This is a genomic window from Nocardia aurantia, from assembly GCF_009604425.1.
In the GTDB taxonomy this organism is placed as follows: domain Bacteria; phylum Actinomycetota; class Actinomycetes; order Mycobacteriales; family Mycobacteriaceae; genus Nocardia; species Nocardia aurantia.
Genome location: NZ_WEGI01000004.1, coordinates 265,773 through 288,988, shown reverse-complemented (window position 1 = coordinate 288,988; position 23,216 = coordinate 265,773). Strand labels below are relative to the sequence as shown.

Below are 23,216 nucleotides of genomic sequence, written 5' to 3'. Positions count from 1 at the left end.
TCAATGCCCGGCACTGAACCGAACGGGTCCTACCTACTAGATCGTCAACACCTTATGCGCAGCATAACGAACCTGTCACATTATCGAGGTGACGAACGCCGGTAGCTACCTACTCACCGGTATTGAGACCTTATCGGTTACTTCTTGTCCTTCGCCTTATCCGAGGAGGAGTCGGTGGACAGCGCCGCGACGAAGGCTTCCTGCGGGACCTCGACCCGGCCGATGGTCTTCATCCGCTTCTTGCCCTCCTTCTGCTTCTCCAGCAGCTTCCGCTTCCGGGAGATATCGCCGCCATAGCATTTCGCGAGTACGTCCTTGCGGATCGCGCGAATGTTCTCACGCGCGATGATCTTCGACCCGACGGCCGCCTGGATCGGCACTTCGAACTGCTGCCGCGGAATGAGTTCGCGCAGCTTGGTGGTCATCTTGTGGCCATATGCCTGCGCGGCGTCCTTGTGCACGATCGCGGAGAACGCGTCGACCGCCTCGCCCTGCAACAGGATGTCGACCTTGACCAGATCGGCCTGCTGCTCGCCGGCCTCCTCGTAATCCAGCGACGCGTAGCCGCGGGTGCGGGACTTCAGCGAGTCGAAGAAGTCGAAGATGATCTCCGCCATCGGCAGCGTGTACCGCATCTCGACCCTGGTCTCGGAGAGGTAGTCCATGCCGAGCAGTTCGCCGCGGCGGCCCTGGCACAGTTCCATGATCGTGCCGATGAATTCGCTCGGCGCGATGACGGTGCACTTGGTGATCGGCTCGAAGATCTGCCGCACCTTGCCCTCCGGCCAGAAGGACGGATTGGTGACGACGTGCTCGGCGCCGTCCTCCATCACCACGCGGTAGATGACGTTCGGCGCGGTGGAGATGAGGTCGAGACCGAATTCCCGCTCCAACCGCTCGCGGGTGATCTCCATGTGCAGCAGGCCCAGGAAGCCACAGCGGAATCCGAAGCCCAGCGCCACCGAGGTCTCCGGCACATAGGTCAGCGCGGCATCGTTGAGCTGCAATTTGTCCAGCGCGTCGCGCAGATTCGGATAGTCGGAGCCGTCGACCGGATAGAGGCCCGAATAGACCATCGGCCGCGGCTCCCGATACCCGGTGAGCGCCTCGGTCGCGCCTTCCCGGGCAGTGGTGACGGTGTCACCGACCTTCGACTGCCGCACGTCCTTCACACCGGTGATGAGGTAGCCGACCTCGCCGACCCCCAGCCCCGCGGTGGGTTTGGGTTCCGGCGACACGATGCCGATCTCGAGCAGTTCGTGGGTGGCCCCGGTGGACATCATCTTGATCTTCTGCCGCGGGGTGAGCTTGCCGTCGACCACGCGCACATAGGTGACGACGCCGCGATAGGTGTCGTAGACGGAGTCGAAGATCAGCGCGCGGGCCGGCGACTCGGCCGCGCCGACCGGCGACGGCACCGTCCCGATCACCTTGTTCAGCAATTCCGGCACGCCGACGCCGGTCTTGCCCGACACGCGCAGCACGTCCTCCGGCTCGCAGCCGACGATGTGCGCGAGTTCCGCGGCGTACCGATCCGGATCCGCGGCCGGCAGGTCGATCTTGTTCAGCACCGGGATGACGGTCAGGTCCTTGTCCAGCGCCAGATACAGATTCGCCAGCGTCTGCGCCTCGATGCCCTGCGCCGCGTCGACCAGCAGGATCGCGCCCTCACACGCCTCCAGAGCGCGCGACACCTCGTAGGTGAAGTCCACGTGCCCGGGCGTGTCGATCAGGTGCAGGACATAGTCCTCGCCGTCGAGCGACCACGGCAGCCGCACGTTCTGCGCCTTGATGGTGATACCGCGCTCGCGCTCGATGTCCATCCGGTCCAGGTACTGCGCACGCATCTGCCGCTCCTCGACCACCCCGGTCAACTGCAGCATGCGATCGGCCAGGGTCGACTTCCCGTGGTCGATGTGGGCGATGATGCAGAAATTCCGGATCCGCGCGGGATCGGTGAACGTCGTGTCGGCAAAGCTGGGCACGGTGCTCCTGGTCATGGGTTGTTTCGGCGGAGTCCATGATCCCACGGACCGGCGCCCGGTCCGCCCTCAGGTCACAACCGCCCCTGTCACCGGGGAGATATCCGCGCATCCGGTCCCGGCTCCGGGCCTGCCGCCCGGCCTCGCCCCGGCCCGCTCGTGCCCGCGGACGTACCGGTCGTGCGCGGGACACCGCTGCGGCAGTATGGCAGGGGCGAGATGACCGGTCTTCCGGCCGGTCCCACTGCCGCACAACCGAGTTCGGCCGCCGTGCCGGACACCGCGATCCGAGGGGAGACTTCGATGCCGCACGAGCTTGTCGAATTCGATACGAAGAAGGCGCATTCGGCGCGGATGTACGACTACTACCTGGGCGGCAAGGACAACTACCCCGCCGACCGGGAGGCCGCCTCGCAGGTCATGGAGGCATTCCCCGACACCGCCCAGGCGGCGCGGGCCAATCGCGAGTTCATCCATCGCGCAACGCGTTTCGCGGCTCGCGCGGGCGTGCGGCAATTCCTCGACATCGGCACCGGCATCCCGACCGAGCCGAATCTGCACAACGCGGTGCAGGCGGTCGATCCGAGTTGCCGGGTAGTGTACGTCGACCACGACCCGCTGGTGCTGGCCCAGGCCCGCGCGCTGATGATCGGCTCCGAGGAGGGCCGTACCGCCTACATTCCCGCGGACGTACGGGATCCGGACGTGGTGCTCGGTTCGGACACCCTGCGCGAGGTGCTGGACCTGTCGCAGCCGGTGACCCTGAACCTCGGCGCCATCCTGCATTTCGTCACCGACGCCGAGGGCGCCCACGACATCGTCCGGACCTACCTGGACGCGTTCGCGCCGGGGTCGTACCTCTCGATCACCCACGCGTCCAGCGACCTGAATCCGGAGATCTTCCGGAAGATCGTCGACGTCTACGCCCGGTCCGGGCTCACCGTGACGCTGCGCGACAAGGCCGGTGTCGCCCGCTTCTTCGAGGGCCTGGATCTCGTCGAGCCCGGCCTGGTCCCGCTGCACCGCTGGCGGCCCAGCGCCGACTTCTACATCCCCGAGGAACGACTGGCCTGGGCGGACAAGGCTTTCGGGACCTGGGCCGCGGTCGGCGTGAAACCCTGACCGGACCGCCGCCGCGTGACCGGTCCGGTTACGCTTGCACCGAAGCGTAGGAGGGGCAATGACTTTCGGTGGGAGCGAGGCCGCGCGCCGGCCGGTGCGCGATATCGTGCGGGCGGTGGTCACCGAGGTGTCCCCGGACGAACTGCCGCTGGTCGAGGGCCTGTCCGGATTCGACGACGCGGTCGTGGTGCGCCGGTTGTCGCGGCGGGGCCGGCGGGAGACGCTGGGCTTCGGCATGGCCGAGATCGCCGGTCTGGTGACCCCGGTGGTCTGGCTCGTCCTCGACGAGATGGCGCACCGGATCGGCGAGAAGGCCGCCGACGGCGCGTTCGACGGCCTGAAGGTGTTGGTGCGCAAGGTGTTCCGGCGCAAGTCCGGTCCCGTGGAGATCCCGCCGCTGACCCGGGACCAACTGGACGAGGTGCACCGGCTGATCCTGGAATCGACCGGTAAGCAGGGCTTCCCTCCGGGTCAGGCCGCGGCCGTCGCCGACGCGGTCCTGCGCGAGCTGGTCCTCACCGGCCCGGACGAACCGGCGGCGCCACTGCCGCCGAGCCCCGAGCCGGCCCCGGGAGGCGGCGCCCCGGCGGAGTGACGTCGTGACCGCGGCACTGGTCGACCACCGAGACACCCGGGCCATCGGCGCGGGCACCACCGCACGCTTCATCCTGCTGCTCGTCCTGTTGCTCAGCGCGAGCGCGTCGCTGATGGCCGACCTGATCACCCAGGTGCTGCTGCGGCCCGACTGGGGTTGTGTGCTGGCCGCCGGCGGCGACCCCGACGGGACCGCGGCACAGATCACCGCCGTCATCGACCGGCAGCGAACCTTGTTCGAGGCGTGCGAGCGCGGCCGCGACCGCCGGCTGCCGATCTGGGTGCCGCTCATGTGGCTCGTCCTGGTGCCGCTCTGCGCGGCGGCGTTGTTCCCCGCGCTGCACGCCTGGCAGACGCGCCGCGGCCGGGTGGTGCCGCTCGCCGAGATCGATCGCACCGGCGGTACGCAACGACTGCTCGCGGAACTGGTCGCGGTCAGCGGACTGCGCCGCGCGCCGCGCTTCGTGGTCGATCCGGCGGCGGCGCGGGCCGGGGCCGTGGTGTTCGGCCGCACCGGCCGGGCCACGGTGTGCCTCTACGGTGGCCTGCTGGCCGGCCGGCGCACCCGGCCGCACCGCTTCCGCGCGGTCGTCCTGCACGAATTGGCGCACATCCGCAACGGCGATGTGACCCTGGCGTACGCCACCGTCGCGTTGTGGCGGGCGTTCGTCGCGATCGTGCTGATTCCCTACACCAGCTACTACGTGTACGCGCTCTGCACACACCGGAATTGGCGTACCGACCGGCCCTTCGAGGTGCGCAGCGTCCTGTTCGCCACGGGTCTCGTGCTGCTGGTGTACCTCGCGCGGGCCGGTGTGCTGCGCCACCGGGAGATGTACGCGGATCTCGCCGCCGTGGACCAGGGGGCCGATCCTCGCGGCTGGGTGGTGCCGGTCGCCACGGAGCCCCGGAACCGGACGAGAGCGGCGTTGATCGCCTTCGCCCAGATGTGGCGCAGTCACCCGCGCTGGGACGAGCGCCGCGCCACCCTGGTGGCACCGGCGGCGCTGTTCGGCCTGGAGCGACTGCCGATGTTCCTGATCGGCGCTTCCGTCGATCTGCTCGGCGTGGAACTGCACGGTCTGCTGTACGACATCGAGTTACCCACGTGGGCAACGGAATTCATCACGCTGATCCCGGCCGGGCTGGTGACGGTGACGGCGGGTTATCTGGTGTGGCGAGCGGTGATGTTCGCGGTGCTGACCGATCTCCGGCCGCCGTCCGGAGCCGGACCCGGATTCTGGCTCGGCGCCGGCATGCTCGTCGCCGACCTGGTGTCGAACCAGGTGCTGGCAACGGATTGGCTGCCGGCGTGGCCCTGGCCGTTGCTGTCACTTCCGGCCGCCGGGGCCTGCTACGGCTGGTGGGTGGCGCGCTGCGCCCTGCTGGCCGCCCGGACCCGGCCCGGCCGCTCGACCCGGCCCACCATGGTGCTCATACTCGCGACCGGCGGTGTGGCGCTGGCCCGCTGGATGCTGTGGTGGCAGGACACCGGCCGGGTGTTCCTCCTGTTCGGCTGGCCGTACCGTGGCCCCTGGCTGTGGAACGAGATCATCACCGTTTACGGCGAGGCCGCGCCGGACCACCACACCGAGCAGATCGCGGCCACCGTCATGATCGGCGAATTGCCTTTGGAGAACATCGGTCTGGGCATCGTGGCCGCAGTCGCACTGTGGGCGGTGCCGATGCTGCTCTGGACCGTGGCCGGGATCCGGTGGCCACGCCGGCCCGACAGTTCCACACGCCACCAGGGCAATTTCACACGCCACCAGGGCAATTCGGCATGGCACCACGGCAATCCGACACGCCATCACGGCAATCCGGCACAGCACCGCGGCAATCCGACACGCCATCACGGCAATCCGGCACAGCACCGCGGCAATCCGACACGCCACCAGGGCAATCCGGCACGCCACCAAGGCAATCCACCGTTCCGCCCGCCCCGATGGCGGCTCGGGCCGGGCAAGGCGCGGAGCCGACGGAATTCGGCCGGACCGGACCGACGGGGTTCGGCCGTACCGAACCGACGGCCGGCACGCGACCCGATGGCCGAAATCGGACCGCCGCTGCCCCGGACCCGACGGCTGCTGTGGTCCGCCGCCGCAGGCGGTGGCGCGGGACTGGTCGCGATCGTCGCCGCGCAGGCTTACCTGCACGCCTGGCATGTGCGCCTTTCGGCGGGATATCTGGTCGTCTACCTGATGTGGATGCTCGCGGCCCTACTGCTCGCCATGATCGTCGCTGCGACGGTGGCGGCCGCTCCGCCGGGACCGTACCGTCCGCTGACCGCGATCGTCGCCGCCGAGCTCGGCCTGGTGACCGGAGGCGCCGCGGCATACGTGGCGATGGCCGCCGACGGATGTGTGCGTTCGGTGTCGGTGATCGGCACATACTGTGGCGCGCGGCCGTTCCTCACCGAGCCGTTGTGGCGTTGCCTGCTGCCGCTCGTGATGGCGGGCGTGGTGGCCGGATTCGCCGTCGCCGGCTGCTGGGAGGTCGGCACGCACCTGCGCACCCGCTTCCGATCGCGGCCGATCCCGCTCCCCGAGGCCCCGGCCGCCCGGGCACCGAGTCCGGCCGACCAGCCACCCGTTCCGGTCGTTCGGCCACCGGGTCCGGCCGTCCGGTCATCGAGTCCGGCCGACCAGCCACCCGGTTCAGTCGACCAGCCACCCGGTCCAGCCGTTCAGACATCGAGTCCGGCCGACCAGCTACCCAGTCCGGCCGTTCAGGCATCGGGTCCGGTCGTCCGGCCATCCAGTCCGGCCGTGCAGGCATCGGGTCCGGTCGTCCAGCCATCCAGTCCGGCCGACCAGCCATCTGATCCGGTCGACCAGCTATCCAGTCCGGCCGACCAGCCATCCGATCCGGTCGTCCGGCCATCCAGTCCGGCCGTTCAGGCATCGGGTCCGGTCGTCCGGCCATCCAGTCCGGCCGTTCAGGCATCGGGTCCGGTCGTCCAGCCATCCAGTCCGGCCGACCAGCCATCCGATCCGGCCGACCAGCCACCCAGTCCGGCCGACCGGGTGATCGGATTCCTGCTGGCGGCGGCGATGGCGGCCGTGGTGGCCGTTGCGGCCATCGGCACCGCGCCGCACAGGTCCGATACCGCGGCGACTTCCGTGCCGGACGGGGTGCTCGCATCCCGTCCGGCGCAGGTTTCGACGGCGACCCGGGCCATCCAGGTCGCCGCGTGGATCGAACTCGGCGGCAATACGCTGATTCTCCGAACGGCCGATCTGGAGGATCGCGCGCGGGCGATCCTGACCGAACTCGGCGACGGCCACGACGTCGACACCGGTGTCGTCGTCGCGTTCTGCGGCGATCTCGACCGGTTCACCACCGAACTCGACGGCTATTTCACCGTCCCGGAGCCCGAGGCGCAGCGGCTGTGGCAGCAGTTCCGGCAGCACCTCGGCATCACCGCGACGGCCTGTCTGCGTGCCTCCCGGGATTTCCAGCTCTCGGACGACCAGGATCCGGATGCGCAGAGCCGGACGATCGAGGCCCTCACGGACACGGCCACGACCATGGAATTCGGTACCGAGGCGATCCAGCGCATGGAAGTCGTCCTGCACGCAGTGGTCACCGCGCACTGACGAACCGGCCGTGAGCCGCGCCACACCCCGTCATGGCGGCCCCCACCGCCTCGTCCTCTCCATGAGCGGGTGCGACGGGCGCGCCCGCCGGACGAAGGAGTTCGCTGTGAGCACCGATTCCCGCACCCGGCTTCCGGCCGTCCCGCCCCGCGCGGCGGGCTGGTTCACCCGCCTCGTCTACCGCGTCACCAAGCGGTCCTACGGCGAGGTACCCGAACCCGTAACGATCATGGCCCATCATCCGAAACTGTTGCTGGCCTATGGTTTACACGAGAATCTGGCCGCCCGCGCGAGCCGCGTGCTGCCCGCCGCGGTGCGCGAGCTCGCGGTGTACCGGGCCGCGACGATCGTCGGCTGCTCGTGGTGCGTCGATTTCGGCACCATGCTCATGCGGCTGGATTCGCTGGATGTCGACCGGCTCCGGCACATCGACGAGTACGCCACCTCGCCGCTGTTCGACGAGGACGAGCGGGCCGCGATCGCCTACGCCGAGGCGATGACCGCGACCCCCACGACCGTGACCGACGAGCAGGTCGCCGCCCTGACCGAGCGGTTCGGCGCGGCCGGCGTGGTCGAGCTCACCTATCAGATCGCGCTGGAGAACCACCGCGCCCGGTTCAATCACGCGCTGGGGATCACGGCGCAGGGTTTCGGCTCGGATTCGTGCCGGGTGCCGTGGGCGGATTCGCCCGCACCCCGGTGAGTTTCGCGGGATTGCCCAGATCGTAGAGGGCCCGGACCCGCCCGTCGCACACCTCGAAGGCGAGCACGTGCAGCGGGCGCTCCGGGACGGCCGGGTACATCAGCCCGAACTGGCCGTTCACCAGCACAGGCAGCGGCGCCAGACCGTCGCCGTACATCCGGCGCAGGCCGAACACGAAGCGCGCCACCCGATCCGGTCCGACGATGACGTTGCGGGCGGCCCGGATCTCGCCGCCGCCGTCGGCGATCAGCACCGCGTCCGGATGCAGGACGGCCACCACCGCCGCGACGTCGCCGGTCGCGAACGCCGCCAGCAGCCGGGTCACCGCCGCGGTGTGCTCCGCGTCCGGCACCGGCCGGGCCCGCGCGGCGGTGCGGCGGGCACGCGCGGCCAGATGCCGGGCCGCGTCCACGGTGACCCCGAGGATCGTGGCGATCTCGGGGAACGGCACGGCGAAACCGTCGTGCAGGACGAACGCCACGCGTTGCGGCGGCGTCAGCGCGTCCAGCACCACCAGGGCCGCGAATCGCGCGTCCTCGGCCCCGACCACCGCGGCGAGGGGGTCGGCCGGTTCGCCGGCGTCGAACACGATCGGCTCCGGAAGCCATTGCCCCACATAGGTTTCCCGGCGGCGCGCGGCGCCGGCGAGCCGATCCAGGCAGATCCGGCTCACCACCGTCGTCAGCCAGGCGCGCAGCTCACGAATCTCGCCGCGGTCGGTCGCGGACAGCCGGAACCAGCTCTCCTGCACCGCGTCCTCGGCATCGCAGACACTGCCGGTGAGCCGATACCCCACCGCCAGCAGGTAGGCGCGATGTCGCTCGAATTCGGCGGCGTCCGCCGCGTCCGGCCGCACGCGCGGTCCTACTCCAGTTCCTCGGCCACCTTCGCCAGGCGATCCTGGGTCTTCACCGGCGAATCCGCCTGCAGGCTCAGCTGATCCATCACCTGGCGATACAGGTCCAGATCGCTGGGGCGGTCCAGATACTGCGCGCTCTGCAGCTGCTCGATATAGACGATGTCGGGCAGTTCCGGCTCGGCGAACCGCAGGATGGTGAACGAGCAGCCGACCGCGGTGTGCCCGCCGGCGGCGTACGGCAGGACCTGGATGGTCACGTTCTGCCGCTGTGACATTCGCTGCAGATGCTCGATCTGGGCGCGCATCACGTCGCGGCCGCCGACGGCCCGGCGCAACGCCGATTCGTCCAGCACCGCCCATAGGGTCGGCCCGCCGGGCTGTTCCAGGATCTGCTGGCGCTTGCTGCGGAGTTCGACCCGGCGCGCGGTCTCCAGTCCGTTGTGTGCCAGCGACACGACCGCGCGAGCGTAGTCCTCGGTCTGCAGCAGACCCGGAATGAGTTGTGCCTCGAAGGTTCTGATGGACTTCGCGGCGCCCTCCAGACCGAGGTAGTTCTCGAACCAGGCGGGCAGCAGGTCCGCGTAACCGTGCCACCAGCCCTGTTCGTTCGCCTTGGCCACGAGCTTCAGGAACGCCTCGCGCTGTTCCGGATCCTCGACGCCGTACAGGTCGAGCAGGTCGACGATGTCGCGTTCCTTGTAACCGGTGCGGCCCAGTTCGAGCCGGCTGATCTTGGCGTGCGAACCGCGAATGTGCTCGCCCGCCTGTTGCGGTGAAATCTTGCGTGCCTCACGCAGTCTCCGCAGTTGCGTCCCGACCATGATGCGCAGCGCGGTCGGTCCGCGCTCCGCTGCCGGCGTTCCGATGATGTCGGTCCGGATCGAATCTGGCGTCATATGCCCCACTCCGTTTCCCGGCGACCACCAGCGGACCACACACCGGTACACCCCCCGGTGGAAGCCGCTGCCCTCCGTCGCATCTGCTCATGGTAGCCCCGCGGACGCCGATCCGAACCAGCCGATCGGACCGAGTTTCGCGATCCGGTCCGGGCATTCGCCGCTCGCTTCGTGCGAGCGTCAGGAACCGGAATTGTACCGGGGATCATCGTCGCAGCTGACGACGGTGGCGCGGCCGCGGGTGAGCATCAGTGCCCGACCATCGTGTCGGCCCAGTCGATCACGGCCGCCTGATAATCGGCGGTGTTGCGGGCGAGGTTGACCGCGTGACCGCTACCCGGCAGCACGAAGGCGCGCATCCGCGCGGCCGGAGCGAAGAACGGTGTCTCCTCCGCTTGCAGAGTGGCCGTGTCGGCACACATGGAATAGGCCGCGCCACAGACCATTCGGTCTCGGCCGCCGGCGACGACGAGGGTGGGAACGGTGATGAAATTGGACATACCGGGCAGGGTCGAGAGCATTCCGTCGGGATATTCGGTGAGCGAGAACACTTCCTTGGTCCGCTCGTCGATGTCGAGTACCGCCGTTTCGACATCGCCGGGGTCGAAGAAGTTGTGCAGCCGGGCACCCGGCCGGGTGGTCAGATAGTCGGGATCGTAACCGCGCCCGGCAAATTCGCGATCCTCGGCCGCGGGATGGTAACTGGAGATGACGCCGAGGGTCTCGGGCACGTTGATCGCGTGCGAATAACCGGTCAGCACCACACCGTCCACATCGTGGTAGGCGGTGGACTCCATCACCGAGGTACCCGCGGTCAGCGAGTGGCCGACGGTGATCACCTTGTCGAAGGGCGCGGCGCCGTCCACGCCGCGCCGGGCGGCCTGCACGATGCCGTGCAGCGCCTCGGCGGTGGCGCCGGCGGTGAGCGTCAGGCTCGGCGGCCGGGTGCTGTCGCCGTTGCCGAGCCGGTCCACGACCAGCGTCGCGTAGCCGGCCGCGTTCATGGCCCGCCGGAAGTTGTAGATGTCCGGCCGATACCCGAAATCCCAATAGCCGCCGTTGAAATTGGAGCCCGACATGAGAACCATGACGGTATCGGCCGGCGCGGGCGGCAGGCACAGCGTCGATGCCAGCTGCCCCTGCGGTACCGGGAACGGGAAGGTCCGGCAGGAGGCCGACGCGTTGTCGGCGTACGCGGCCCCGGTGCCGGTCGGCACGAAACAGCTCAGCACGACTGCGGCCGATGCGGTCAGTGCGCGTATCAGGGTTCGCACGCGACACGCCCCCTGTCCTGAGAACGTGGATCATGAACTACGAGACCGCCGTACGGCCGCCCCGGTCGAGCGTTGTGGTGACGCGGGTTTCAGTGCCCGCAGGTTACAGCGACCGCCGCGCCACCCGCCGGGGTTCGCGTCCACACGGCCATTTTGCGCCATAACACGATGTGCGACAGCCTGTTTCGCCCGATTCGACCGGAACCGTCAGAGTTTGCGGCCGATCCCGCCCAGCAGTACCAGCCGGGTCGGCGGCAGATCGTCCCCGAGCCACTCCTGGATCGGGACCACGCCCGGCGCGATCAGTTCGAATCCGTCGAACAGGGCGGCCACCTCGGATCGGGACCGGAACGCGAATTGGGCTGTGCTGCCGGTGGTATCGGCCCGGGTCTGCTCGATGAAGGCGGCGTCGCTCTCGGTGCCGCCGTGGGTGAACGCGACATAGCTGCCCGGCGCCATCGCCTCCCGGAACCGGGCGATGATCTCCGCGGGGCCCTCGTCCTCCATCACGAAGTGCAGCACGCCGACGACCAGCAGCGCGATCGGCCGGTCGAAGTCGAGCCGCGCCTCGTCCCGCAGCCGCGGGATCAGCTTCGCGGGATCCCGGAAATCACCCAACATCGGTGTGACAGCGGACAATCCATACAGCATCGCGTTGGCGTGGGTGTACACCACCGGGTCGTAGTCGACCGACGCCACCCGCACCTCGGAGTCGATTTTCATGGCCGTCTCGTGCACGCTCGGCGAGGTCGGGATGCCGGCACCCATGTCCACGAACTGCCGCACACCGGCCTCGGCCGCCAGAGTCGTTGCCCCGGTGAGGAATTTGCGGCTGAACCACGCCACCGTCCGATTCTCCGGCGCGACCGCGAGCATCCGCTCGGCCACGGCCCGATCCACGGCATAGTTGTCCTTGCCGCCCAGCAGATAGTCGTAGACCCGGGCCGCGTTCGGCTGTGTGGGATCGACACCCTGGGGCGGCGGCCGGTCGCTCGACATCCGCACCTCCCTCGACGTCCCGGTCAGCGTAACAAGCCGGCCGGGCCCCCTGCCGCGATATCGAAACATATCGGCGCGGGGCCCGACCGGCGGGATGTCGGCTTGTGGCACTTCATATTTCGGCGACGGCGGAAGCGACCGCTCCGTCCGTCACCGGATATCGCATTCCACTAGTGCACGAAGGTGCCGAGGATCAGGATCACCACGATGGATACGCAGGACAGGATCGTCTCCATCGCGGACCACGACTTGAACGTCTGCTTGACATCCATCCCGAAGAACTCCTTGACCAGCCAGAAGCCCGCGTCGTTGACGTGCGACAGGAACAGCGAGCCGGATCCGACGGCGAGCGCGACCAGCGCCGCGCTGGTGTGATCGGAGGTCAGCAGGATCGGCGCGATGATGCCGGAGGCCGTCACGGTGGCCACGGTCGCCGAACCGGTCGCCAACCGGATCCCGACCGCGATCAGCCACGCGAGCAGCAGCAGCGACAGATGCGAATGGTTCGCGGCCTTGCCGATCGAATCCGCGATGCCGGTGTCCACCAGCATCTGCTTGAATCCGCCGCCGGCGCCGATGATCAGCAGGATGCCCGCGATCGGGGCGAGCGCGGCGCCCATGATCTCACCGCTTCGGCCGCGGCCGAAGCGGAACGCGATCATCGCCCAGACCACGCCGATGATCATCGCCATGATCGGGTCGCCGATGAAGTCCATGACCCGGTGCACCTCGGCCTTGGAATCGGTGACGACCAGATCGACCACCGTCTTCACCAGCATGATGACGACCGGCAGCAGGATCACCGACAGCGTGGTGAGCACGCCCGGGGCCGGACGGCCGTCCTCGCGCTCGGTGGTGCTGTACTGCGTCGCCAGCTGCTCCGGCGGGGTCGGCTGCACCCGCCGGGAGATGAACGACCCGTACACCGGACCGGCGATGATCGCGGTCGGGATCGCGACGATGACGCCGAGCAGCAGGGTGGTGCCGAGATCCGCCTTCAGCGCGCTGATCGCGACCAGCGGGCCCGGATGCGGCGGAATCAGGCCGTGCAGGATCGACAGCCCCGCCAGCGCCGGAATGCCCACGCGCAGAATCGAACCGCCGACCCGCCGCCACACCAGGTAGATGATCGGGATCATCAGCACGAGGCCGACCTCGAAGAACATCGGGATGCCGATGACCATCGCCGCGAGCACCATGGCCCACGGCGCCCGGCGTTCACCGACCCGGTCGACGATCGCGCCGACCAGCCGGTCGGCGCCGCCGGAGTCGACCAGCAGTTTGCCGAGCATGGCGCCGAGGGCGACGATCACGCCGACATTGCCGAGCACGCCACCGACGCCGGTGGTCAGGCTCTTGAGCAGTTTGTCGGCGGGGATGCCTCCGGAGACGCCCACGAACAGCGCGCCGATGAGCAACGCCAGGAACGGATGCAGTTTGGCCGCCGCGGAGAGCAGGACGACGAGCGCGATGCCCGCGAGCGCGACGACGATGAGGCGGGTGTCGTGTCCGGTCCAGGACGAGGACTTGGCCGCCGCCTCGGCGAGAGTGGTGAGCACGGGATTTCCTTTTTCGATGGTGCCGTTGTAGGCAGGGTTCACGCCTGCGGAGGATTCGGGGCCGACCGCTCGTCGCGTTCGTGTGCCGCCGCGACGCGTTCGAGGTGCTCCGCGGCGATCAGCTCGTCGACGATGATCGTGGGCTCCTCGTCGATCGGGATCCGCACCGGATGTTCGTCGTCCGTCGGCGCCTCCAGGTCGGCGAACTGACTCGCGAGGAGATCCGGCGGGAAGAAGTGCCCGTGCCGCGCGGTGAGCCGCCGCGCGACGGTCTCGGGATCGGCGTCCAGATAGATCAACCGGACCTGAGGGCGGTTGTCGCGCAACAGATCCCGATAGGACCGCTTCAGCGCCGAGCAGGTGACCACACCGGCCCGGCCCGAGGCGCTGGTCCGATCGATCCACGCCCCGATCGCGGCCAGCCAGGGCCAGCGGTCCTCGTCGGTGAGGGGATGTCCGGCGGCCATCTTCTCGACGTTGGCGGGCGGATGGAAACCGTCGGCCTCGGCGTACTCCCAGCCGAGTCGGCCCGCGAGCAGCGAGCCGATCGTGGTCTTACCACTCCCCGAAACCCCCATGACCAGCAGAATCGGCGGGGGCGGCGACTGGCCTGACATGGGTCTCCTTCGACCGGGAACGCCCCTCGGGCTTCGGGGCGCGACTCACTGTAACCGAATAAGTATGATTAATAAATAGAAATCGGACATTTAGTCATATCATTGCCGCATGGCCCGGTTCGGCCGACGCGGGCCCGGCGGCGATGATGGCTCGGTAGACCGACGAGACGGAGTGGGTATGGCGGAGTTGGGCAAGGGCCGGGCGGGCGGGGTCGCCGACACCCTCGGCGGCGAGATCGCCGCGGAGGTCTTCCGCCCGGGTGACGTCCTGCTCACCGACCAACTCGCCGAGCGATTCGCGGTGTCCCGCACGGTGATTCGCGAGGCGATCCAGGTACTTCAGGCCAAGCGCCTGTTGCGCAGCAGCCCGCGCATCGGCCTGACGGTCCGGCCGGTCGTCGAATGGCATCTGTTCGATCCGGACGTGATCCGCTGGCGCCTCGCCGGTCCGGCCCGGACGGCCCTGCTCGACGAACTGACCGAACTGCGCGGCGCGGTCGAACCGGCCGCGGCCGCCGCCGCGGCCCGCCGCACCGATGCCGATTCCCGCGCCGCCCTGCTGGCCGAGTCGGCGCGCATGCGGGCCGCCGCGATGACCGGCGACCACGCGGCCTTCGTCGACTCCGACGTCCGATTCCACGGCCTGCTCCTCGAGATGTCCGGCAATCCACTGTTCGCCCAGCTGGGCCCGGTCACCGGCGAACTCCTGCGCGGCCGGGCGGCGCTGCAACTACTGCCCGCGGTACCCGATCCGGCCGACGCCACACGGCACGACGCGGTCGCCGTCGCGGTCGCCGCCGGAGATCCGGAGGCTGCGGAGGCCGCGATGCGCCTGGTGGTCCGGGAATCCCTGGACGACATCCACCGCCGCCTCGACTCGGCGCGCTGATTCGGATTCGGCCTCGGCGAAAGGCGCTCCCCGCGCGCCGATTCGGGGTTGCGGCGGCGGAAGTACGGAACGCCGTTATAGTCCGATCCATGCCCGGGACATGGAGCGCTCTCGGAAAACAACTGGGAACCCTGGCGATCGACCATGGGTCTCGTATGGTCGTCCGCCAGGCGCCACGCCTGGTACGCCGCATGGCCCGCACCCCGATCTGGGAGTGGGCCCGCCCCACACCTCCGGGCCGGAGGCGATCCATGTCGGCGACACCCGAACGCCCTACGCCGATCGGTCGGACCCACGGATCACCCGCAACCCGGGACCGGAACCGCGCGCCCGAAACGCCCAGCCGGTCACCTGTGGGCGGTAGTCACGCTCCAGCAGCAGGCCGCCCGACCGATCCGCCCGGCCACCCGCCCGGCGCTCGAAGTCGCTCGGCCGGAATCCCGGACCGCCCCGTCGAAGAACACGGCGGTTCGATGGCTCGACGCCGCGAGACAACGGTCACCCCGAACCGAGCGGCCCGCACCCGCGGCACCTTCGATATCCGTCCGGCCGCGTCGACCCCGGTCCCGAGCCGCGAACGCGCCCGCCGAATCGTCTACTGCCCTCACCTGGACGGCGCGGCCGACGCCGGCGAGATCGTCTGGACCTGGATCCCGAACGCATCCGACCCTGCCGGTGGCCGCGATCGCCCGGTGCTGCTGGTCGGCCGCTCCGGAACCACCCTGCTCGGCCTGCCGCTGTCCCACGACCCGGTCTACGAACTGGATCCGGCCTGGATCGCGATCGGCGCCGGGCCCTGGAGCCGCAGCAATTTCACCTGGACCCGCCTGGACGTCGTGGTCGACATTCCCGAAGCGGGCATCCGCCGTGAGGGCGCAATCCTCCCCCGCCCTACCTTCGACCTCGTCGCCTACCGTCTCTGCGCCGAATATCAGTGGTTCTGAGCGCCGCGGCGACGCATCGTCAGCCGAGCCAGTCGAGCATCGCAGCCGTGTCCAATTCGAAGTTCAGCGGCCGGGGAAGCGGAACCTTCTCTCCAAAGGCGTACCTATGTATCTCGCGGTACAACCCTGCGTCCGGATCTGGCGCACTGTAAACGACCATCTCGGACTTCTGTCGGTCTATGAGCAGGTAAATCGGGATCGGAGTACGCGCGTAGGCAGCGGGCTTCTCGATCCGGTCACGTTGATTGGTGTCGGAGTCGTAGGACGTGACCTCGACAGCCATCGACACCTGGTCGGCCGGTGCCCACTCGCCGCATCCGACGAAGGCTTTCGGCGGTGCCACCACTGCGTCCGGGCGTGCGCGCCCTTTGCGATACGAGTCCACTCGCAAGCCTTGGCCGACCACATGCAGGAACAGCGCGGGCCCCAGGGGCCACAGCATCGTCAGAAGCCAATTCAGAATCCCCCCGTGATCCCCATCGGGCATCCCTTTGACCCCCATTCGTCCGTCGATGTATTCGAGTCGAACACTGTCCGACTCGCGTTCGACGGCGTGGGCGATTCTCTCGAATTCGGACACGGTCACATCGTGGTCCTTGTGCACGATCACCATCGCCTACCTCCCTGGCCGCGAATGCTACAGCCAATCCCCTCCCGACGGAAATCATTGCCGCAGAACACAATTGGTCAACCGATCAGGTCGCCATGTTGCGGGCGCGGCCGAACAGGAGGCTGTAGACGAGGGCTCCGAGCAGCCCGCCGAGCACCGGGAACAGGATGAATGCCCAGACCTGGCCCATCGCGCCGCCCTGGTAGGGGGCGACGGCGAGGCTGCGGACCGGGTTCACCGAGGCGCCGTCGACGGGGAGCGCGACGAGGGTGACCACCGCGTAGGCGGTGCCGATCGACAGGCCCGCGAGGGGCACATCGGAGAGCTGGTCGGTGGAGGCCAGGATCACGAACACCAGCAGCGCGGTCAGGATGATCTCGACGATGATGGTGGCGGCCAGGCCGTAGCCGTTGGTGGTGACATTGCCCAGCGGACCGTCGACCACCGATTTCGCGGGACTGTGCCCACCCCAGCCGTTGGCGCCGAGCCCGTCCCGGGAACGGTCGTAACTGGGCAGGTTGTTGGCGACGGCGTAGATCACGGCGCCGGACAGGAAACCGCCGATCAGCTGGGCCAGCACGTAGAAGCCCGCGTCGGAGCGGCCGATCCGGCCGAGCAGCAGATGCCCGAGGGTGACCGCCGGGTTCACGTGGCAGCCGGAGATGGGCCCGATCGTGTACATCAGGAACAGCAGCGTGAATCCGAAGGCGACCGCCACGCCGAGTGAGCCGATCCGGTGCGATCCCTCCAGCACCCAGGCGCCGACGCCGCCGAACACCAGCACGAACGTGCCGATACCCTCGGCCAGCAGTTTGCGCCGTAACGGCACCGCCCGCCGCTCGACGTCCTCCTCCACCACTTCCTGCGCGGTCGGAGACATATCGTCACCCTCCTCGGTCAGACCTGCTGTCAGGGAGTTCAGGAACCACGTTCATGATCGCTCGAGCCCGGACATCGACGCTACGCGAGTGTGATGCCTACCACAACAGGACGGGCGGCCGAGCCTGTCGGGGTCCGGCCGTAGGATCGTCGCCGTGACCGAACGCCCGGCTTCCGTCCATCTCGTCCTCGGCGAGGAAGAGCTGCTGATCGAACGCGCGATCGCGGCGATCGTCGCGCAGGCGCGGGCGGTCTCCCCCGATCCGGGGGCGCTCCCCGTCGACCGGCTGCGCGCCGGCGACGCGAGCACCCCCGAGCTGGCCGAGTTGCTGAGCCCGTCGCTGTTCGCCGAGGACCGGGTCATCGTGCTGGAGTCCGCTGCGGAGGCGGGCAAGGACGCGGTCTCCGTCATCACCGCGGCGGTCACCGATCCACCGGAGGGCGTGGTCCTGGTGGTCCTGCATTCCGGTGGCGGCCGGGCCAAGGCCCTCGCGGCCGATCTGCAGAAGCGCGGCGCGGAGGTCCACCCCTGCGCCAAGCTGACCAAGGCCGGTGAACGAATCGAGTTCGTGCGCAACGAGTTCCGTGCGGCCGGGGTACGCGCCGCGAGCGACGTGGTGCAGGCCGTGCTGGAGGCGGTGGGTTCCGACCTGCGGGAGCTGGCCGCCGCCTGCTCCCAGCTGGTCGCCGACACCGGCGGCAAGGTCGACGCGGCGGCGGTGCGCCGCTACTACTCCGGCAAGGCCGAGGTATCCGGATTCGATGTCGCCGAATACGCCGTCGCGGGCGATCGGCCCGCCGCCATGGAGGCGCTGCGCTGGGCGATCGACCGCGGCGTGCCCGCGGTGCTGCTCGCCGACGCCCTGGCCGATTCGGTGCACACCATCGCGCGGGTCGGTTCGGCCGGTCGCGGCGACCCGTTCCAGCTCGCGTCGCAGCTGGGCATGCCGCCGTGGAAGGTGAAGAAGGCCCAGGGGCAGGCCCGCGGCTGGACCGCCGCCACCATCGGCTCCGCCCTGCAGGTCGTCGCGACGCTCAACGGCGACGTCAAGGGCGGCGCCGCCGATTCCGACTACGCCCTGGAACACGCGCTCACCCGCATCCTGGACCTGCACGGCGCCGGCTGAGCCCCGGACGGCCGATCCGCGACCACCGCGGCATCAGTGCCGTACGCGGCCGGAGCATTCGGGCGACGATGCCGTACGCGTCCCCGGCCCGGGCGGCCCGGTTCAGCGAGGTCGATGCGCAGGCGGATTCAGCGCGGGTTGTGGCCGATGATCTCGTCGATCAGCGCGCTGCCCGGAAAATCCGCCATCAGCAGCCCGGCGGTCCTGCCCGGCTCGGCCCGCAATCGGTCCAGGGTGCGCGGATTCTCGTCGTGGGCGTAGCGCTCCGGCACGCGGGCCGGATCGGGTACGCCGCTGGCGGAGAGGAAGTTCAGGTACAGGGTGTGCGAATCGCCGGTCGCGGCCTTGTCCAGCTGGGCGGAGATCGCGGCCCATTTGGCGTCCACCGACGGATCGTGCCAATCGTCCTGGATGTCGAGTGGCAGGCCGCGCTGGTCACCGTTCGCGATGTTGTCGAATTGGGTGAGCACGATCCGGCCGCGCACCTCGCCCAGCGCCGGGAGCGCCGCCCGCCCGGTCACCGAGGGCTGCCAGACGTGTGGATCCGCGGTCAGATACCGATCGATCAGCGCCGGATCCGGCGGCACCCGCCCGGCATCGTCGCAGGTGAAGGGTTTACCGGTGTTGTCGCATTCGGCCTTCACCCGCATCAGGACGGTTTCGCGGGGATGGTCGGCGAGGAACTGATCGGCGACGGCGAGCACATCATCGAGATGAGCGTCCTGATAGAAGGAGCCGTGCTGTAGCGCGAGGCCGTCGTTCTCGTCGCGGCGAACCCGGATGTCGAGCGCGCGGATACCGGCGTCCAGCTGGGCACGCAGGCTTCGGCGCGAGACGCAGGTCTTGTCGTCGAATCCACATCCGGCCGTGACACGCTGCTGCGTCACCACCGCGGGCCCGGCCTTGTCACCGTGGAACGCCATGGTGTCGTGGGTGCCGGGCACCGACAGGCGGCCCAGCCCGAGCCCGTCGGGCAGGGCGCCGAGCCAGTCGGGATGGTGTGCGGCATCGAGACTGCGATAGGCCTCGCTCGATTCCGGGCCTGCTTTCGGCATTCCCGCGGTATCGGACGTGGCCGTCGATCCTCGCACCCCCGAGACGACCGTCGCCGTGTGCTGCGCCACACCGCCGCATCCGGCCGACAACACTCCCGCGGCGATCGCCAGCGCGGCGGCGGCACCCCGGAAGCCGATAACCCCGCTCATTCCCCCACCGTAGTCCTGCGCGTACGACAAAAGCCGCCGTGGTCGCCCGACTTCACGAGCCCTCTGCCACGGCGGCGATGCGAAACGATTGTTACGCGGCGATCAGCCCAGCTTGTTGTAAGCCAGGGACATGGCCGACTTCTTGTTGGCGGCCTGGTTGGAGTGGATGACGCCCTTGGACGCGGCCTTGTCGAGGCTGCGGCTGGCCGACACCAGCAGCTCCTGCGCCTTGTCCTTCTCACCGGCGGCCGCGGCCTCGCGGAACTTGCGGATGGAAGTGCGCAGGGCGGACTTCACCGACTGGTTGCGCTGCCGCGCCGCCTCGTTGGTGCGGATCCGCTTCAGCTGAGACTTGATGTTGGCCACGCCTGTTTCCTCTGATTCTTGTCGTCGGTTGGTCTAGCTGTCTCTGGTACAACCACGAAGTCTGTGGGCGCGCACCGAACCGAACACATGACATGCGGATAGCGCTGCACCGACGATCGACAGTACCAGCCACCGCACCGCGAACTGAAATCGCCCCGGTGGAACCGGCGGTCGTCGCCCGGGTGGAACCGGCTGTCGTCGCCCGGTGGAACCGGCTGTCGTCATCGCCGGATACATGTTGATCAAGCAAAATTTACCTGCGTCCGACAGCACGGAAACCCGACATGTTGGACGATTGATATATGTCCCCTACCGCCGCAGCCCGCGCCACCGCGCCCGCCACCACCGCGGCATCGGCGCCGCGGCGGCACACCGACGAGGGCATTTTCGCTGGTTACTCGCCCGGACGCTACGAACACGCCTACGACGAGATGTTCGACGCCCAGGGCCGGGTACGCACCGCCTACCGGGGCCTGTTCGACGCGCTCGCCCCGATCGAGGAGGGTGACCTGCAGCGCCGCAACGAGGCGCTGGACCGGGCCTTCATCGATCAGGGCATCACCTTCTCGCTGTCCGGGCAGGAGCGGCCCTTCCCGCTGGACCTGGTGCCGCGGGTCATCACGGCCGCCGAATGGGCCAAACTCGAGCGCGGCATCCGGCAGCGGGTCACCGCGCTGGAACTCTTCCTCGCGGACATCTACGGCGAGCAGACCATTCTGCGGGACCGGGTGATCCCCAAGCGCCTGGTCACCTCGTGTCAGCACTTCCACCGGGAGGCCACCGGGGTGGTGCCGCCGAACGGGGTGCGCATCCATGTCGCCGGAATCGACCTCATCCGCGACGAACGCGGCGAATTCCGCGTGCTGGAGGACAATCTGCGGTCGCCGTCGGGCGTCTCCTATGTCATGGAGAATCGCAGCACGATGGCGCGGGTCTTCCCGGATCTGTTCTTCTCGCACCGGGTGCGCGCGGTCGGCGACTATTCCAGTCAACTGCTGCGGGCCCTGCGCTGCGCGGCCGCGCCGAACGCGGCGGATCCGACCGTCGTGGTGCTCACCCCCGGCGTGCACAATTCGGCCTATTTCGAACATTCGCTGCTGGCCCGCCAGATGGGCGTCGAACTGGTCGAGGGCCGCGACCTGTTCTGCCGCGACAACGTCGTCTACATGCGCACCACCGCCGGTGAGGTGCAGGTCGACGTGGTCTATCGCCGCATCGACGACCCCTACCTGGATCCGATGCAGTTCCGGCACGACTCGGTGCTCGGCGTCGCCGGCATCCTCAACGCCGCGCGGGCCGGAAACGTGGTGATCGCCAACGCCTTCGGCAACGGCGTCGGCGACGACAAGCTCACCTACACCTATGTGCCGACGATCATCGACTACTACCTGGGCGAGAAGCCGATCCTGCCGAATGTGGACACGCTGCGCTGCTGGCTGCCGGAGGAATGCGACGAGGTGCTCGACCGGGCCGCGGAACTGGTGATCAAACCGGTGGAGGGCTCCGGCGGCTACGGCATCGTCATCGGGCCGGACGCGACCGCGAAGGAGCAGGAGGCGATCCGCCGCAAGATCCGCGCGAATCCGCGCGGCTGGATCGGCCAGCCGGTGGTGCAGTTGTCGACCGTGCCGACCCGGATCGGCGACGATCTGCGTCCCCGGCACGTGGACCTGCGCCCGTTCGCGGTCAACGACGGCGACTCCATCTGGGTGCTGCCCGGCGGCCTCACCCGGGTGGCGCTGCCGGCGGATTCCCTGGTGGTCAACTCGAGTCAGGGTGGCGGCAGCAAGGACACCTGGGTGCTGGCGCCGCGCACCTCCGACGAGAAACGCGAATTGGCCGGCGCCGAAGTCGTTTCGGAACTGCCGGAAACGAACACTCAAGAATTGGGCCGGGAATTGAACACCGCCCAGGCGAGTCAGCAACAGCAGCAACAACAACAGACAGGCAAGATCGAGCGTTGACCCGGCCCGGATGTCGCCGGACGGCATCCGGGCGCGGGAACAATTGAAGGCGGTGGGCGAAGATGTTGGCGCGCAATGCCGAATCCCTGTATTGGATCGGCAGGTACGTGGAGCGGGCCGACGATACCGCGCGGATCCTCGATGTGGCGGTGCATCAGCTGCTCGAGGATTCGACGGTCGACCCGGACCGGGCCTCGCGAGTGATGTTGCGGGTGCTGGGAATCGAACCGCCCGAGGGCGAACTCGACGTGTGGTCGGTGACGAATCTGGTCGCGTTCAGCCACGGGCACGGCGGCTCGATCGTCGACTCGATCGGGAAGGCGCGCGAGAACGCCCGCGGGGCACGGGAAGTCACCACCAGCGAGATGTGGGAATGCCTCAACGCCACCTACAACGGGCTGGCCGCGGCCGAGAAGAACGCCCGGGCGCTGGGCCCGCACGAGTTCTTCCACTACATCACCGGCCGGGCCGCGATGTTCGCCGGACTGTCGGACTCCACCCTCAGCCGCGACGACGGCTACCGATTCCTGTTGCTGGGCCGCGCGATCGAACGGGTCGACATGACCGTCCGGCTGCTGCTGTCCCGCGCCGGTGACCGTGCCTCCTCCCCGGCCTGGGTGACCGTGCTGCGCTCGGCGGGCGGGCACGACACCTATCTGCGCTCGCATCGCGGTGCGCTCGACGCGAATCTGGTGGTCGAGTTCATGCTGCTGGACCGGTCCTTCCCGCGCTCGGTGTTCCATTCGCTGCGGGTCGCCGAATCCTGTCTGCAGGAACTGGATCAGCGGCCCAACGGCCGCTTCGGCGCCCAGCACGAGGCCGGCCGGCTGCTCGGCCGCGGTCGCAGCGAACTGGAATTCCTGCCGCCCGGTGTCCTTCTGGAGGATCTGCAGACGAGACTCGTTCTGCTGCAGCAGACCTGCCGTCAGGTCAGTGAGGCGGTGTCGCGGCAGTACTTCTACGCGGCGCCCTGGGTGGCCTGGACCGACCTGCATTCCAGTCAGGATCGGCAAGTGGAGGAGGTTTAG

20 protein-coding genes are annotated in these 23,216 nt (G+C 68.8%); 9 read left to right on the top strand and 11 right to left on the bottom strand.

The features are described 5' to 3' along the window. Positions 1-137 precede the first annotated feature (137 nt). Complete coding sequence (lepA, locus tag NRB56_RS10635) at positions 138-2,000, bottom strand: translation elongation factor 4 (RefSeq protein WP_153340887.1); 1,863 nt, start codon at positions 1,998-2,000, stop codon at positions 138-140. Between the two features lie 285 nt (positions 2,001-2,285). On the opposite strand from lepA, the gene NRB56_RS10630 reads away from it, so the two are divergent. From NRB56_RS10630 to NRB56_RS10615, 4 genes are all read left to right on the top strand, one after another. Further along, positions 2,286-3,104 carry an SAM-dependent methyltransferase gene (locus tag NRB56_RS10630; protein WP_153340885.1) on the top strand — a complete coding sequence of 273 codons (819 nt, stop codon included), beginning with the start codon at positions 2,286-2,288 and terminating at the stop codon, positions 3,102-3,104. Between the two features lie 58 nt (positions 3,105-3,162). After that, the gene (locus tag NRB56_RS38285; RefSeq protein WP_194290802.1) at positions 3,163-3,699 is read left to right on the top strand and encodes a hypothetical protein; all 537 of its coding nucleotides are present in this window, start codon (positions 3,163-3,165) and stop codon (positions 3,697-3,699) included. Positions 3,700-3,703: 4 nt separating this feature from the next. Continuing rightward, positions 3,704-7,297: a M48 family metalloprotease gene (locus NRB56_RS10620; protein ID WP_153340883.1), complete on the top strand. Its 3,594-nt coding sequence runs from the start codon at positions 3,704-3,706 to the stop codon at positions 7,295-7,297. A 106-nt stretch (positions 7,298-7,403) separates the two neighbouring features. Further along, positions 7,404-8,000, top strand: coding sequence for a carboxymuconolactone decarboxylase family protein (locus NRB56_RS10615; protein WP_319942812.1), 597 nt, complete (start codon positions 7,404-7,406; stop codon positions 7,998-8,000). On the opposite strand, the gene sigJ is transcribed toward NRB56_RS10615, so the two are convergent. From sigJ to NRB56_RS10585, 6 genes are all read right to left on the bottom strand, one after another. Then, positions 7,933-8,856: an RNA polymerase sigma factor SigJ gene (sigJ, locus tag NRB56_RS10610; protein ID WP_319942811.1), complete on the bottom strand. Its 924-nt coding sequence runs from the start codon at positions 8,854-8,856 to the stop codon at positions 7,933-7,935. The two genes, NRB56_RS10615 and sigJ, sit on opposite strands and share 68 nt — an antisense overlap. Positions 8,857-8,864: 8 nt before the next feature. Then, positions 8,865-9,755 carry a helix-turn-helix domain-containing protein gene (locus tag NRB56_RS10605; RefSeq protein ID WP_153340879.1) on the bottom strand — a complete coding sequence of 297 codons (891 nt, stop codon included), beginning with the start codon at positions 9,753-9,755 and terminating at the stop codon, positions 8,865-8,867. Between the two features lie 248 nt (positions 9,756-10,003). After that, complete coding sequence (locus tag NRB56_RS10600) at positions 10,004-11,029, bottom strand: alpha/beta hydrolase (protein ID WP_319942810.1); 1,026 nt, start codon at positions 11,027-11,029, stop codon at positions 10,004-10,006. Between the two features lie 207 nt (positions 11,030-11,236). Next, positions 11,237-12,028: an SAM-dependent methyltransferase gene (locus NRB56_RS10595; protein ID WP_153340877.1), complete on the bottom strand. Its 792-nt coding sequence runs from the start codon at positions 12,026-12,028 to the stop codon at positions 11,237-11,239. 170 nt (positions 12,029-12,198) lie between these two features. Next, positions 12,199-13,587 (bottom strand): GntP family permease, encoded by a 1,389-nt coding sequence (locus NRB56_RS10590; RefSeq protein ID WP_319942872.1) that lies wholly within the window; start codon positions 13,585-13,587, stop codon positions 12,199-12,201. 38 nt (positions 13,588-13,625) lie between these two features. Next, positions 13,626-14,204, bottom strand: a complete 579-nt coding sequence (locus NRB56_RS10585) for a gluconokinase (protein WP_153340875.1) — start codon at positions 14,202-14,204, stop codon at positions 13,626-13,628. Between the two features lie 178 nt (positions 14,205-14,382). On the opposite strand from NRB56_RS10585, the gene NRB56_RS10580 reads away from it, so the two are divergent. Both NRB56_RS10580 and NRB56_RS10575 read left to right on the top strand, forming a co-directional pair. Next, complete coding sequence (locus NRB56_RS10580; protein WP_153340873.1) at positions 14,383-15,093, top strand: FadR/GntR family transcriptional regulator; 711 nt, start codon at positions 14,383-14,385, stop codon at positions 15,091-15,093. A gap of 473 nt (positions 15,094-15,566) precedes the next feature. After that, positions 15,567-16,037, top strand: coding sequence for a type II toxin-antitoxin system PemK/MazF family toxin (locus NRB56_RS10575; RefSeq protein WP_153340871.1), 471 nt, complete (start codon positions 15,567-15,569; stop codon positions 16,035-16,037). A gap of 19 nt (positions 16,038-16,056) precedes the next feature. Here NRB56_RS10575 and NRB56_RS10570 read toward each other — a convergent pair whose 3' ends face one another. Together NRB56_RS10570 and NRB56_RS10565 are read right to left on the bottom strand one after the other, a co-directional pair. Then, positions 16,057-16,650, bottom strand: a complete 594-nt coding sequence (locus NRB56_RS10570; protein WP_153340870.1) for a Uma2 family endonuclease — start codon at positions 16,648-16,650, stop codon at positions 16,057-16,059. 82 nt (positions 16,651-16,732) lie between these two features. Further along, entirely contained in the window at positions 16,733-17,527 is a 795-nt protein-coding gene (locus NRB56_RS10565) for an aquaporin (protein ID WP_153340868.1), read from the bottom strand. 154 nt (positions 17,528-17,681) lie between these two features. On the opposite strand from NRB56_RS10565, the gene holA reads away from it, so the two are divergent. Then, positions 17,682-18,653, top strand: coding sequence for a DNA polymerase III subunit delta (gene holA / locus NRB56_RS10560; RefSeq protein ID WP_319942809.1), 972 nt, complete (start codon positions 17,682-17,684; stop codon positions 18,651-18,653). A gap of 128 nt (positions 18,654-18,781) precedes the next feature. Here the strand turns inward: holA and NRB56_RS10555 are convergent, their stop codons facing one another. Both NRB56_RS10555 and rpsT read right to left on the bottom strand, forming a co-directional pair. After that, positions 18,782-19,858, bottom strand: coding sequence for a phosphatidylinositol-specific phospholipase C (locus NRB56_RS10555; protein WP_153340864.1), 1,077 nt, complete (start codon positions 19,856-19,858; stop codon positions 18,782-18,784). A gap of 102 nt (positions 19,859-19,960) precedes the next feature. Next, the gene (gene rpsT / locus NRB56_RS10550) at positions 19,961-20,224 is read right to left on the bottom strand and encodes a 30S ribosomal protein S20 (protein ID WP_319942808.1); all 264 of its coding nucleotides are present in this window, start codon (positions 20,222-20,224) and stop codon (positions 19,961-19,963) included. A 302-nt stretch (positions 20,225-20,526) separates the two neighbouring features. Here rpsT and NRB56_RS10545 point away from each other — a divergent pair, with 302 nt between their 5' ends. Together NRB56_RS10545 and NRB56_RS10540 are read left to right on the top strand one after the other, a co-directional pair. After that, positions 20,527-22,188 carry a circularly permuted type 2 ATP-grasp protein gene (locus tag NRB56_RS10545; protein WP_194290801.1) on the top strand — a complete coding sequence of 554 codons (1,662 nt, stop codon included), beginning with the start codon at positions 20,527-20,529 and terminating at the stop codon, positions 22,186-22,188. A 62-nt stretch (positions 22,189-22,250) separates the two neighbouring features. After that, positions 22,251-23,216 (top strand): alpha-E domain-containing protein, encoded by a 966-nt coding sequence (locus tag NRB56_RS10540; RefSeq protein WP_153340862.1) that lies wholly within the window; start codon positions 22,251-22,253, stop codon positions 23,214-23,216.